General features: G+C 63.0%; 12 protein-coding genes and 1 tRNA gene. 8 read left to right on the top strand and 5 right to left on the bottom strand.

Annotated features, from left to right (window positions below):
• Positions 1 to 3: 3 nt before the first annotated feature.
• Entirely contained in the window at positions 4 to 591 is a 588-nt protein-coding gene (locus KTJ77_RS06135) for a histidine phosphatase family protein (RefSeq protein WP_217337568.1), read from the bottom strand.
• Complete coding sequence (locus KTJ77_RS06140; RefSeq protein ID WP_217337569.1) at positions 588 to 1,430, bottom strand: Sir2 family NAD-dependent protein deacetylase; 843 nt, start codon at positions 1,428 to 1,430, stop codon at positions 588 to 590. Before KTJ77_RS06140 ends, KTJ77_RS06135 begins: the two co-directional genes overlap by 4 nt.
• 276 nt (positions 1,431 to 1,706) lie before the next feature.
• Here KTJ77_RS06140 and KTJ77_RS06145 point away from each other — a divergent pair, with 276 nt between their 5' ends.
• A complete protein-coding gene (locus tag KTJ77_RS06145) occupies positions 1,707 to 2,501 on the top strand; it encodes an RNA methyltransferase (RefSeq protein WP_217337570.1) in 795 nt (264 codons plus the stop codon).
• Between the two features lie 92 nt (positions 2,502 to 2,593).
• Here the strand turns inward: KTJ77_RS06145 and KTJ77_RS06150 are convergent, their stop codons facing one another.
• Positions 2,594 to 3,472: an SGNH/GDSL hydrolase family protein gene (locus tag KTJ77_RS06150; protein ID WP_217337571.1), complete on the bottom strand. Its 879-nt coding sequence runs from the start codon at positions 3,470 to 3,472 to the stop codon at positions 2,594 to 2,596.
• A gap of 106 nt (positions 3,473 to 3,578) precedes the next feature.
• On the opposite strand from KTJ77_RS06150, the gene KTJ77_RS06155 reads away from it, so the two are divergent.
• Entirely contained in the window at positions 3,579 to 5,327 is a 1,749-nt protein-coding gene (locus KTJ77_RS06155; protein WP_217337572.1) for a DEAD/DEAH box helicase, read from the top strand.
• A gap of 364 nt (positions 5,328 to 5,691) precedes the next feature.
• On the top strand, positions 5,692 to 6,768 hold the full coding sequence (locus tag KTJ77_RS06160) for a VIT1/CCC1 family protein (protein ID WP_217337573.1): 1,077 nt from the start codon (positions 5,692 to 5,694) through the stop codon (positions 6,766 to 6,768).
• Between the two features lie 216 nt (positions 6,769 to 6,984).
• Here KTJ77_RS06160 and KTJ77_RS06165 read toward each other — a convergent pair.
• A tRNA-Leu gene (locus KTJ77_RS06165) sits at positions 6,985 to 7,068 on the bottom strand.
• A 104-nt stretch (positions 7,069 to 7,172) separates the two neighbouring features.
• Between KTJ77_RS06165 and KTJ77_RS06170 the strand changes: the two genes are divergently transcribed.
• Both KTJ77_RS06170 and KTJ77_RS06175 read left to right on the top strand, forming a co-directional pair.
• On the top strand, positions 7,173 to 8,468 hold the full coding sequence (locus KTJ77_RS06170; protein WP_217337574.1) for a M20/M25/M40 family metallo-hydrolase: 1,296 nt from the start codon (positions 7,173 to 7,175) through the stop codon (positions 8,466 to 8,468).
• Between the two features lie 97 nt (positions 8,469 to 8,565).
• Entirely contained in the window at positions 8,566 to 9,396 is an 831-nt protein-coding gene (locus KTJ77_RS06175) for an undecaprenyl-diphosphate phosphatase (RefSeq protein WP_217337575.1), read from the top strand.
• Positions 9,397 to 9,464: 68 nt separating this feature from the next.
• Here KTJ77_RS06175 and KTJ77_RS06180 read toward each other — a convergent pair whose 3' ends face one another.
• On the bottom strand, positions 9,465 to 10,325 hold the full coding sequence (locus KTJ77_RS06180; RefSeq protein ID WP_217337576.1) for a PAC2 family protein: 861 nt from the start codon (positions 10,323 to 10,325) through the stop codon (positions 9,465 to 9,467).
• 219 nt (positions 10,326 to 10,544) lie between these two features.
• Between KTJ77_RS06180 and KTJ77_RS06185 the strand changes: the two genes are divergently transcribed.
• From KTJ77_RS06185 to KTJ77_RS06195, 3 genes are read left to right on the top strand one after another with little or no spacing between them, the layout of a single operon-like run.
• Positions 10,545 to 11,198: an HAD family phosphatase gene (locus tag KTJ77_RS06185; protein ID WP_217338362.1), complete on the top strand. Its 654-nt coding sequence runs from the start codon at positions 10,545 to 10,547 to the stop codon at positions 11,196 to 11,198.
• Complete coding sequence (locus KTJ77_RS06190) at positions 11,195 to 12,205, top strand: tRNA (adenine-N1)-methyltransferase (RefSeq protein WP_217337577.1); 1,011 nt, start codon at positions 11,195 to 11,197, stop codon at positions 12,203 to 12,205. Before KTJ77_RS06185 ends, KTJ77_RS06190 begins: the two co-directional genes overlap by 4 nt.
• 9 nt (positions 12,206 to 12,214) lie before the next feature.
• A complete protein-coding gene (locus KTJ77_RS06195) occupies positions 12,215 to 13,189 on the top strand; it encodes an FKBP-type peptidyl-prolyl cis-trans isomerase (protein WP_217337578.1) in 975 nt (324 codons plus the stop codon).
• Positions 13,190 to 13,230: the final 41 nt, after the last annotated feature.

Here is a 13,230-nt window from a genome sequence, read left to right on the forward strand (position 1 = left end):
CGGCTACTTGACGTTGGCCGGGGCCAGCCAGCGAATCTCATCGTCGCTGACGTGAAAGTCGTGGGCAGCACCGTTAGCGACGCCGACACCGGGTGCGGGGTGCTCGCCATCGGTGAGCGAGCGCAACAGCTCAGCAATCATCGCACCGTGGCTCACCGCAACCAGACGCGTGTCGGCGCTCACACCGTTTGCTTTCGCGTGCGCCACCACGTCACGAAGCGCCGCAACGATACGAATGCGAATGTCGGCCTTCGTCTCAGCACCCGGCACTTCTGCCGTCGGCCAGGGGCCAAAGCGTTCCAAGAAGTCGGAAGTGAGAATGCCCTCGGCATCACCGTAGAAACGCTCGCGTAGCGGCACGATGACGTGCGGCTCATTCCAGCCGTGCACGCCCGCGATAATGCGTGCGGTCTCATTTGCTCGGCTGAGATCGCTCGAATACATCACCGTTGCCACCGTTGCATCGAGCGCGAGAGCCGCCTCGCGTGCCTGCTCTCGCCCGGTGTCGTTCAACGGAATGTCTGTTGACCCCTGAATGCGCCCGGCAAGGTTCCAATCGGTCTGGCCGTGGCGGATCAGCGTAACGATCATGCAATCTCCATAGCATCGGCGAGCGCCTGCAGCGTCGCACTGGTTCCGTCGTCGATCTTCACAGCAGCCTGCGAGTCCCATTTCGTCGGACCGCGATTGATGATCACGATGGGTAGATTTCGGCGACGTGCGCGGTCGAGCAAGCGGATCGGGGTGTTAACGGTGAGGGAGGTTCCTGCCACCACGATGGCGTCGGCGGCAGCGACCATGCCTTCTGCTGAGGCGAACCGCTCGCGCGGGATGAACTCACCGAAGAACACCACGTCAGGGCGCAAGACGCCCCCACAATTGGTGCACTCCGGAACCACGAATTGTTCGATGTTGTCGGGGATGGAGTCGCCGTCGGGGCCGAGTTCGTCGGCTGGTGCCGATGCGAGCCAGGGGTTTGTCGCTTCAATGCGTGCGCCAATTTCGCGACGGTCAAACACCTGCCCGCATTCGATGCACACGATATTGCGCGCGGTACCATGCAACTCCACAACGTGCTGGCTGCCGGCTTTCAGATGGAGCCCATCGACGTTTTGGGTAATCACGCCGAGCGCGTTACCTGCCCGCTCAAACCGGGTGATGGCGTGGTGAGACGCGTTGGGCACGGTGGCATCAAACGTCTTGAAGCCCCGGTGGCCACCCGCCCAATAGCGTTGGCGTGATTCCTTATTTGTGAGGAAGGCGTTGATGTCCATCGGGGTGCGGGGCGCGCTGCCGGCACCGCGGTAATCCGGAATGCCGGAGTCGGTGGACACCCCCGCTCCGGTGATGAAGGCAATGCGGCGAGCGGTCAGCACAGCGCGAGCGTCGGCAATGCCGCGCGCACTCGCGAATGAAGAAAGCTCGGTCACCCTCCAAGTCTATGGGGGTTCCTCGCGGTGGGATCAGCGTGTGCGTCGCGAGGGCGTGTACCGCATCTCCGGGCGACCAGCGCTGCCGTAACGCGGCTCGACGTCGGCGCGCCCGCAACCCGAGCGGGGCATCCTCTCCACCCGTCATGTGCGCACGGTTGACGACGAATCGAAGAAGCCGCCGCCTAGCTGAGATGACGCGGCTGAGGGAGGTGAGGCTTATGCCCTCACCTCCCTCCTTTTCGTTTCCACAGCCGCACCGCAGACAATGGTGAGATGCACGCGATTGCGCTCACCGATGGTTCCGACCCCCGACTCGATGGGTTTCGCACCCTCACCGACCGCCAAGCGCGGCACAGTCACGAGGCGGCGACCGGCACATATATCGCGGAGTCGTTTGTTGTGCTTGAGCGGGCGATTGCCGCTGGGCACGTCGTTATCGCAGTGCTCGCGCAAGACAAGTGGGTACAGCGGCTGGAGCCGTTGCTTGCCGCAGACACTCCGGTCTACGTCGTGCCTGCCGAGATTGCCGAAGCTGTGACCGGCTTTGCCGTGCACCGCGGCGTCATGGCCGTGATGCAACGGCCGGCACCGCTTTCGCTCGATGAGGCGTTGCGCGGTGCGCGCACGGTCGTGGTCGCCGATGACATCACCGATCACACCAATATGGGCAGCCTGTTTCGAGCCGCCGCTGCGCTCAATGCCGACGCCGTGTTGCTGTCGCGCGTGTGCGCGGATCCGCTATATCGCCGCAGTGTGCGCGTCAGCATGGGAACCGTTTTTGCCTTGCCATGGGCGCGTGCCGTTTCGTGGCCGTTGCTACGCGCCGCCCTCGTTCGGGCGGGCTTTGAGATCGTGGCCCTGGCCCTCACCGATGACGCCGTATCGCTGCGCGAGTTCCAGCCGGCAGAGCGCGTGGCGCTCGTCGTGGGAACCGAGGGTGACGGACTGAGCGAGGTCGCCCTCGCGCACGCTGATCACACCGTGATGATTCCCATGCGCGAGGGTGTCGACTCGCTCAACGTCGCCGCTGCGGCGTCGGTCGCCCTCTGGGCGGTTCAAGACCGCTAGTCGGTGATGGTTCCGGACCGCTAGTCGGTGATGGTTCCGGACCGCTCGTCGGCGACTGTTCCGGACCGCTAGTCGGTGACTGTTCCGGACCGCTAGTCGGTGCCCTCGTCCGTTGCCTGCTCGGGAGTTGCCGGGGGCTCGGGCGTGGCAGGCACGATTGGCGCGACGTCGGGGCGCTTTGGCGTCATATTGTCACCAGAAGACTGGTGACGCACACGTCGCAAAACCCACGGAACGAGGTGGCCGCGTGCCCAGATCAGGTCATCTGTGCGAGCCTCGCGCCACGTACGCACCGGGTGCGGGGCGGGTTCCATCGGCTTGAGATCATTCGGGACGTTGAGTGCGCGGAGCACCATGCGCGCGACTTCGTGATGACCGAGCGCGTTCATGTGGAGCCGGTCAGCAGCGAAGAACCGTGTGTCCTGCACTGATTTCAAAGCCCACTGATCAGCGACGATGCAGTCGTACTTTTCGGCGACAGCCCGGATATTTTCGTTGTAAATCGCGACCTTACCGCGGAACGGACGAAAGACCGGAGTGAAATTGACGTCGATGCCGGTGAAAACGACAACGGTGGCACCGTTCGCGCTCAGTCGAGCCACCGCAGCTTCAAACTGTCCGGTGATTTCGTCTGGGTCGGTACCGGGGCGAATCACGTCGTTTCCACCGGCCGAAATCGTGACGAGGTCAGGGCGGAGGGCGACTGCAGCATCAAGCTGCTCGTTGATGATCTGCCCGATGAGCTTGCCGCGCACCGCAAGATTTGCGTACGCAAAGTCCTCGGCGGTCTCACTGAGCACCTCGGCAACACGGTCAGCCCAACCACGCACACCGTGCGGCGAGTTCTCATCATCGTCGCCAACACCCTCGGTGAAGGAATCGCCAATTGCGACGTAGCGCCGCCAGGGGTGGGACTCTTCGTTGGACATAAGTGGGTTCCGAGCGTCAGGGCTCGTAGATGGATCGGTCATCGCATGCTCCTCTGCGGTGGATACTCAGCAGTCCACCCTAAACCGGCACGCCAAACACACACGGACTTTTGAGCGAGTGTCCGAGCGGGCGACTATCGTTGAGCAGGTGCTGTCACCGTCCTATCCTCAACGTGCCCCGTGGGGTACCGCAGGAAAGTTGCGAGCATGGCAACAGGAAGCCCTGGAAACGTACTTCGCGCAAGACAAGCGCGACTTTCTCGTTGCCGCCACCCCGGGCGCAGGAAAGACGACGTTCGCGCTGACTCTGGCTCAAGAACTGTTGCGGATGCGCGTCATCAATCGCATCGTCGTTGTCGCTCCCACCGAGCATCTGAAGACACAGTGGGCCGACGCCGCCGCACGCCTGCACATTCGACTTGACCCGCGGTTCCGCAACTCTCATGTGGCACCGTCCCGCCAATACCACGGCGTTGTCGTGACGTACGCACAGGTCGCGGCGCGCTCATCGGTGCATAAGCATGTCACCGAGGGGGCACGCACGCTGGTCATTCTCGATGAGGTACACCACGGCGGCGATGCACTCAGCTGGGGCGATGCGATTCGCGACGCATTTGGTTCCGCCGTCAAGCGGCTCCTGCTGTCTGGAACCCCGTTCCGTTCAGACACGGCACCGATTCCGTTCGTCGAGTACGCGCCAGACGCGACAGGCGGGCGCGTGTCACGCACCGACTACAACTACGGTTATGGGCGGGCCCTGGCCGATGGTGTCGTGCGGCCCGTGCTTTTTCACGTGTACTCCGGAACCATGCGCTGGCAAACGAGCATGGGCGATGAACTCGAGGCTCACCTCAGCCAGGACAATACGAAGGACGTCACGTCGCAGGCGTGGCGCACGGCGCTTGATCCTGAAGGGGAGTGGATTCACGCGGTTTTGAAGTCGGCGAATGAGCGGCTCACCGAGATCAGGCAGCATATTCCAGACGCCGGAGGCCTGGTCATTGCCACCGATCAGACGGTCGCGCGTGCCTACGCAAAGATTCTCCAGGGGCTCACTGGGCAGTCGCCGACCGTTGTGTTGAGCGATGAGAAAGAGGCCTCGAGCCGAATCGAGAAGTTCGCGGAAGACACGAGCCGGTGGATGGTTGCGGTTCGCATGGTTTCTGAAGGCGTTGACGTGCCTCGACTGGCCGTCGGTGTCTACGCCACAAGCTCGTCGACGCCGCTGTTTTTCGCTCAGGCCATCGGCCGCTTCGTGCGTGCTCGCCGTCGTGGTGAAGCTGCGAGTGTGTTCTTGCCGCACGTACCGCCACTGCTGAAGTTGGCGAACGAAATGGAGCGGGAACGCGACCACGCGCTTGACCGCAAGCAAAAAGACGACGATGGCCTTGACGATTCGTTGCTGGAATCAGCGAACCGCGAAGACAAAGCATCGGACGCACTGACCGAAGAGTTCAAGTACACCGCGCTTGGCTCCACGGCACACTTCGACAGCATCGTGTTCGAAGGAAAACAGTTTGGTGAGCTCGCCGAACCCGGCTCGGATGAAGAGCTGGAGTTTATTGGCCTGCCCGGCCTGTTAGAACCCGAACACGTTCACGAACTCCTGATGCAACGCCAGAGCCGTCAAGCCCGCCACCGCGAGGCCCGTGAGGCCCGTGAGAAGGCGGTCGGCGCCCCCGAAACAACGTTGCCCGCACCGTTGCACCGCACACTGCGCGAACAGCGCCAGCTCTTGAATAGCCTTGTTGGTCTCTACGCACGCCAGACAGGGGAGCCGCACGGGCTTGTGCACGCGGAATTGCGCCGGCTGTGCGGTGGTCCCGCGGTCGGTACCGCAACGGTCGCGCAACTGCAGTCCCGCATCGAACTCCTGCGCCGCCGCGTACACTCCTAACCTTCGCCCCACCCGGCCGCGCTCCCCACCCGCACCGGTTGGGTAGTTCCGCGCCGTCCGCACTGCGGTTCGGTGGCTCCGCCCCGAGGCTGCCCGTGGTTCCGTGGTTCCGTGTCCGGTACTGCTGCACGTGGTTCCGTCGCCTGCTCCGACGCTTCGACGTGCAACCGTCGGACAAATCTCTCGGGAAGGGGGGCCACGGGCGCCGTGTTCGGCGTGTCGGCGGAAGTCGTCCGACGGTTGCACGGGGCAAGCCTGATTTCGGGCGCCCGAACGTTTCGGGGCGCCGAATATAGTGAAATCGCGGGGGACAGCGGGTGGCGGTCGGTAGCGTTGAGGTTTCCCCCACAGAACTTGGAGCACCATGAGCGCGCCTGCAGACGCTACTTCCGCCGATCGCAAACGATGGGCGAAGTACCTCGTTGACGAGCGCGCCGAAGCGAAGGTCTATCGGCGTTTGGCCGAACGCAAAACGGGGGAGGAGCGCGAAATTCTGCTTGCTCTCGCCGAAGCCGAAGGCCGGCACGAATCACACTGGCTCGCTTTGCTTGGCGGAGAACCCGCACGACTCCCGCGGCCGGGCCTGCGTACCCGTCTGCTCGGCGCGATGGCAGGCACTTTTGGTTCCATCTTCGTGCTCGCACTGGCACAGTCGGCCGAAGCGCGTTCACCCTACGAGGACGAAGCCGATGCAACCGTTGCAATGGCCGCGGATGAACGTGTGCACCATGAGGTCGTGCGCGGTTTGGCGGCACGCGGCAGGCGTCGCCTGTCCGGAACCTTCCGGGCGGCTGTCTTTGGAGCGAACGACGGCTTGGTGAGCAACCTTGCTCTGGTCATGGGAATCGGTGCGACGGGCGTCGCTCCCGGTTTCGTGCTTTTCTCCGGCTTTGCCGGCCTGCTCGCCGGTGCGCTCTCGATGGGTGCGGGCGAGTTCGTGTCCGTGCGTAGCCAGCGGGAACTCCTTGCCGCTACGCAGCCGAGCGATTATGCCGATGGCGCCCTCACACACCTTGATATTGACGCTAACGAGGTCGCGCTGATCTATCGCTCGCGTGGTGTCGATGCTGATGAGGCCCTCGAACGCGCCCGCAAGGTCGTCGCGGCCGCGCACAACGGCATCGCGCCAAACCGCGACGTCGTCGAGGACGATGACGACATTGTCGGCAACGCCTGGGGTGCGGCGCTGTCCAGCTTCCTCTTCTTCGCCTCCGGCGCCATCATTCCGGTCTTGCCGTGGCTGTTCGGCCTGAGCGGTGCCGCAGCGCTCGTGTTGGCGCTCGTGCTGGTGGGCATCGCCCTCATGGCGACGGGTGCCGCCGTTGGCGTGCTGAGCGGAACCTCACCCCTGAAGCGTGCGCTGCGCCAACTTGCGATCGGCTTCGGTGCGGCCGCGGTCACGTATGTGCTCGGACTCATCTTCGGTGTCTCTGTCGCTTAGCCGTACGCACGCAATGTGCCTCGGAATGCGTTCCGAGGCACATTGCTTTTGCGTGGGGACCTCATGGTCATTCGTTGCGTGAGGCACCGCGTCGCGAGCGAGACGTAACGCGTGAAAACGGCGTCGTGGCCGATCAATCAATAGGCCAGCCACACATATGCAGGCACAACGAAAATGACCCCCGAATCTTTCGATCCGGGGGTCATTTTCGTTCTGTGCGCGAAGGGGGACTTGAACCCCCACGCCCTAACGGGCACTAGCACCTCAAGCTAGCGCGTCTACCTATTCCGCCACCCGCGCATTTGGGTGTTTGTTTGGCTCTCACCAACGAGTAGTTAGCCTAGCACGGCTCTGCGGGACCTCACGAACCAAGATGCAGGTCGGGCGTGGCGTAACGTGGAGGCATGACCGCTGAGCTCTCCGACGTTGTTCGTATCGCCCGTGACCTGATTCGTTTCGACACCACAAACTACGGAGGAGGCCGCGCGAAGTCCGAGCGTGAAGCCGCCGAGTATGTCGCTGCGATCCTCACCGATTTGGGACTCACGCCCGAACTTTACGAAGCGGTCCCCGGCCGTACGAACGTGCACGCGCGAATCGCTGGATCCGACCCCACCCTTCCTGCTCTCATTCTGCATGGCCACCTCGACGTGGTTCCGGCGATCGCCGAAGACTGGACACACGACCCGTTCTCCGGCCACATTGACGCCGATGGTCTGCTCTGGGGTCGCGGTGCCGTCGATATGAAGGGCATGGACGCGATGATCCTCGCTGCCGTCTCTGAGGTTCTGCGTGCTGGGGAGCAGCCGCGCCGCGACATCATCATCACGTTCTTTGCCGATGAGGAAAATGGCGGCGTCGAAGGTTCCACCCCCGTGGTTGCCCAGCGTCCGGATTGGTTCGAGGGTGCGACCGAAGCTATCAGTGAGGTCGGCGGCTACTCGATCACGGTGGCTGGCCAGCGCGCTTACCTGCTTCAGGTGGGGGAGAAGGCACTGTTGTGGCTCCGCCTCTCCGCCAAGGGCCGAGCCGGTCATGGTTCTGGATTCCACCTGGACAACGCGGTCACGCGCCTTGCTGAAGCGGTGACTGCGCTCGGACGCACCGCGTGGCCCGTCACTCTCACTCCGACCACCGAGGCGCTGCTCGCCGAGTTCCAGCGGCTGAGCGGAACCACGGAGACAGACCCCGATACGCTCGCTGCGCTGTCGGGTAACGCCCAGGGCTTCATCCGGTCGTCACTTCGCACCACGACAAACCCGACGGGCCTCGAGGCCGGTTACAAGCACAACGTGATTCCAGACAAGGCTCACGCGCTCATTGACGTGCGCGTACTTCCCGGGACCGAAGCGCAGGCGCTCACCGATATCCAACGCATTGTCGGCGACGACATCGAGATTGAGGTCGTTGTCGGCGAGGTCGGACTCGAGGTGCCGTTTGCTGGCGACCTGGTCGACACGATGGTTGCATGTATTGGCGAGCATGACCCTGGCGTGCCAGTAATTCCGTACCTGCTTGGCGGCGGAACGGACAACAAAGCGCTCTCTTCGCTCGGCATCGCCGGGTACGGGTTTGCCCCGATGCGACTGCCAGAGGGGCTCGACTTCACCGGCATGTTCCACGGTGTTGACGAGCGGGTACCGACCGACGCGCTGGAGTTTGGTCAACACGTGCTCGCGGACCTGATCCGTCGTTACTGATTTCGCTCAGCCGCGCGCCTGACAAACGCTCAGCGCGCGGCAGGTAAAGTCCTCTTTTGGCGTGCCCACCGGCTCGCAAGACGCACAGGAGCACGTCATGGAATTTCTCGAAGCAATCATCCTGGGCATCGTTCAAGGCCTCACTGAGTTCTTGCCGATCTCCTCGAGCGCACACATCCGCATCGTTGGCGAGATGTTCCCGAACGCCGCCGACCCCGGGGCAACCTTTACGGCGATCACCCAGATCGGCACTGAGCTTGCTGTGCTTGTGTACTTCCGCAAGAAGATCGCGGCCATCATCAAAGCCTGGTTCCTCTCGCTCCGCGGCGTCGTGCCGCGTAACGACCCGGATGCCCGCATGGGATGGCTCGTCATCCTGGGTTCGCTGCCGATCGCAGCTCTCGGCTTCTTCGGACAGGAGTACATTCGCGGCGCGTTCCGGAACCTGTGGATCGTCGCCATTGTGCTGATCGTCTTCGGCATTCTGCTTGGCATCGCCGATGCCTACGGAAAGCGCACCCGCGAGCTGAAAGACATTACGTACCCCCATGGCATCGCGATGGGCTTCGCGCAGGCGCTTGCACTCATTCCGGGTGTCTCACGCTCAGGCGCGACCACGACGGCAGCCCGCGCGCTCGGATATAACCGCACAGCTGCCGCCGAGTATGCCTTCCTGCTGGCCGTTCCCGCTGTCTTCGGCAGCGGACTCTACGAGTTGGTGTCCAGCCTCGACGAGCCCATGGTTCCGTACGGCATGGCAGAAACCGCCGTCGCCACCGTCGTCGCCTTCGTCGTCGGCCTCGTGGTCATCGCGTACCTGATGAAGTACCTCAAAAAGGGCAGCTTCCTGCCGTTTGTGATCTACCGCGTGGTTCTCGGCATCGTGCTCATGGTGCTGCTCGCAACCGGCATATTGCACGCGTTCTAAGCGGAACCGCCCAGCAGATATGACGAAGGCCGCGAATCGCTCGCGGCCTTCGTCATATGTTCGCAGTGCTATGCCTCATCACCCGGGCCGGACGCCGGCCCCTTCCGCGGACCCTCATTGTCACGACGCAAGAACTGTTCGAACTCGCGGGCAATGGCATCGCCCTTGGCTGCGGGAATATCCCACGCATCACGGGCCTGCTCCAGCGAGCGAATGTACTCGATCATCTCCGCGTCATCGTTCATCGCCGCATCGATCGAGGCTTCCCACTTGCGGGCTTCGGCGTCCAGCTCGTCATGATTCGTGCGTACGCCGGTCAGATCAGCAACCTTTTCAATGAGCGCAATCGTGGCTTTCGGCGCCTTCGCCTGCATCGAAAGGTAGTGCGGAACGCTTGCCCACTGACTCATGGTCGGAATGCCAGCCGTTTCCAGCGCATCCGCCATGACGGACAGCATCCCGACGGGCCCCTCGTAACGGCCGCGCTCGATCGTGGAATTGGCGCGAATGTATTCGTTCTCGCTCCACGCGTGCACCAGAATCGGCCGCGTGTGGGGCACATCACCCATCATCGCGCCCAACAGGATCACGCCGGTGATTCCTTCGTCCCGTGCCGTGGCAACGAACTCGGAGGCAAAGCGCTTCCAGCGTCTGGCAGGCTCGTGGCCGCGCAGTAGCCAAAGCCCGGAACCATGACGCGGGCTCCACAGCGTGGCCCCCGGCCATGTCAATCGGCGAACACCGTCCTCGTCGCGGTGCACACTCGGCCGGGTGTATTGAAAGTCGAAGTATGATTCGGGGTCAACGCTGTGCGCCAACACATAGTCACCATCGGCTCGCATGACGTCGACGGCTGCTGTTGCGGCTTCTGCCGCATCATTCCAACCTTCAAATGCAATGACGAGAACTCGGTCTCCAAGTAGCTGCACGGTACCTCCTGACTTCAGCGTAGCGTCAGGGACTGTGTCACGGTCTGGACGTTTCATCTTGCTTCACCAAGCTCGCCGGACTCGCCGGGTGGGGCACAAGCATGCAGAGGGGCATAAGCGCTGTGCCCGCCGAGCCAGGGCGGTAGGCAGACAAGAGGGCGATGGGTGTCGGCCATCGTGCGGTCCTCGGGCTAGCATGGTGAAGTGAAAAAGGCTTCAATGCGTGCAGTGCTCTGGGACATGGACGGGACTCTCGTCGACACGGAACCATACTGGATGCGAAGCGAGGAAGAGCTCGTTGCCGAGCACGGCGGCGCCTGGACGGATGAAGACGCCACGAAGCTCGTCGGTCTGGGCCTTGATACTTCCGCGCGCATTCTGCAGGGTGCCGGCGTTCGCATGGATGAAGACGCCATCATCAACCACCTCACCGACCAGGTGACGTACAAGCTTGCGACCGAGGGTGTTCCCTTTCGCCCCGGGGCTCGCGAACTCTTGGCCGACCTCAAGGCGGCAGGTATCAAGACCGCGCTCGTCACGATGTCGCTGCGTCGGATGGCTGCCGAGGTCGTGAGCCTGATCGACTTCGATGCCTTCGACATCATTCTCGCCGGTGACGACGTCACGCGGCCGAAGCCATTTCCCGATCCCTACCTGATGGCATGCGAGGCATTGGGTGTGAGCCCAGACGAATGCGTTGCCCTCGAGGACTCACCGAATGGTGTTGCCTCAGCGGTCGCCGCAAGAATCCCAACCATCGGCATCCCGCACATTGTGCCGCTTGACGACACCGGCGTGACTGAGACGCGCGCGACGCTTGCCGGTGTGACCACAGCCGATCTTCTCGCTTTCCACGAAAGGCACACGTCATGAGTTCTGCTCGCCCCAGCGGACCCTTCCGCATTGGTGACCGCGTTCAGCTCACCGGCCCGAAGGGCAAGCTGCACACCACCACGCTGCGCGCTGGGGGTGAACTGCACACGCACCATGGCGTCCTCCGTCACGACGAGATCATCGGTTCTCCCGATGGTTCCGTGCACACGAACAGTGGCGGTCACGAGTATTTGGCGCTTCGTCCGCTGATGCGCGACTTCGTGATGTCGATGCCACGAGGCGCGGCCATCGTGTACCCGAAGGACGCCGCGATGATTGTGACGCAGGCTGACATCTTCCCTGGCGCCGTTGTCGTTGAGGCGGGAGTTGGTTCCGGAGCCCTCTCGTTGTCGCTACTGCGCGCCATCGGCTCGCACGGGCATTTGCACTCGTTCGAGCGTCGCGAAGAGTTCGCCGATGTCGCCAAGGGCAACGTCGAGACGTTCTTCGGTGAGGTTCCTGAGGCCTGGTCTGTGCACATTGGCGATCTGGCCGAAGCGCTGGAGAATGTGGTCGAACCCGGAACCGTTGACCGCGTCGTTTTGGACATGCTGGCTCCGTGGGAGTGCATGGAGACGGTCGCAGAAGCGCTCACACCGGGTGGCGTCGTGATTTGCTACATTGCCACGGCCACCCAGTTGTCTCGAGTCGCTGAGCACATTCGAAACCTCGGTGTGTTCACCGAGCCGGAAGCAAGCGAAACCATGGTTCGCGGCTGGCATGTCGAGGGTCTCGCCGTGCGGCCTGACCACCGCATGATCGCGCACACCGGCTTCCTGCTCACCGCACGCCGACTAGCCCCCGGTGCTATCCCGCCCGAGGTCAAGCGCCGCGCGTCAAAGACCAGCTTCAGCGATGCGGATGTAGAAGCCTGGACCCCCGGAGCCGTGGGCGACCGCGAGATCACCGACAAGAACCTCCGTAAGCGGGTTCGCGACGCACAGAAGCACGCAACTGCCGCGCGCATTGCCGCGGCAACACCGAAACTTTCAGAAGACGAGAACTAAGCTGTGCACGTGCGTAAACCTGTTGTAGCTCTGACCGCCCTCTCTGTTATTGCTCTGGCGCTTGCCGGATGCACGGCATCGACTCCGAACACGACGCGCGTTGCCGAGAGCAGCTGTGGTTCCGCGTTTGATGCGCCGACACCGCTGCTGGACACGCTGAGTGTGTCTGGGGAGGCAGGAGAACTCCCGGCTGTCACCATGCCGAACCCGCTCCAGGTTCCACGTAATGAACGAAAGATTGTGAACGCCGGTGACGGTGCGCTGATCACAAGCACCTCGCAGCTCGCCCACACCACGGTGTGGGCAGCGCCAAGCACAAGTGGCGAGATTCTCGGCGCGCTGGGATCAACCTCGGGGCAAATGGGGCAGGTGGATCAGTGGGCACAGGACTTGCCTGGGCTTGCCGAAGAGCTCCTCTGCGTTCCCGGCGGCTCTCGTGTGCTCATCACCCTGCCCACGAGCGATCTCGCCCCTGCCTGGAGCGAAATCTACAAGCTGGAAGAAAATCAGGGCGTCGTTCTTGTCGTCGACGTCGGACAGGTCGTTCCGCAGGCAGCCGCCGGCGCTGACGTCTTCAACGCGGATCGTGGACTACCAGCGGTGATCCGCGACACGACAGGTCGCCCTGGCTTGGTCATTCCGTCAGGGGATGCGCCGACCGATGTCCGTACCCAGACGTTGCTCAAGGGCGATGGCGAGGCGATCACCGCCGATGCTCCGGTCTACGTCCAGGTATTGGCTGTGGCGTGGCGCGGTCATGAACCCTTCATCAATACCTGGGCTCAGGCGCAGCCAGGGCCGGTTGCGGTGTCGCAGGGCTTCCCCGCAGATGTGGCTCAGGCGCTTGAAGGCGCCACGGTTGGTTCGCAGGTGATGGTCGTTCTGCCCGCAGGCTCCATTCCCGCAGAAGCCCTCCAAGGTTCCAGTATTCCTGCCGACGACGCTCTCGTTTACGTCGTCGACATTCTCGCGATCGCCCAGTAGCGGGTCTGTCGCTCATCCTGGAGGACTACATGCGCCTCTAG

This window comes from Microbacterium sp. NC79 (assembly GCF_019061125.1).
Lineage (GTDB): Bacteria > Actinomycetota > Actinomycetes > Actinomycetales > Microbacteriaceae > Microbacterium.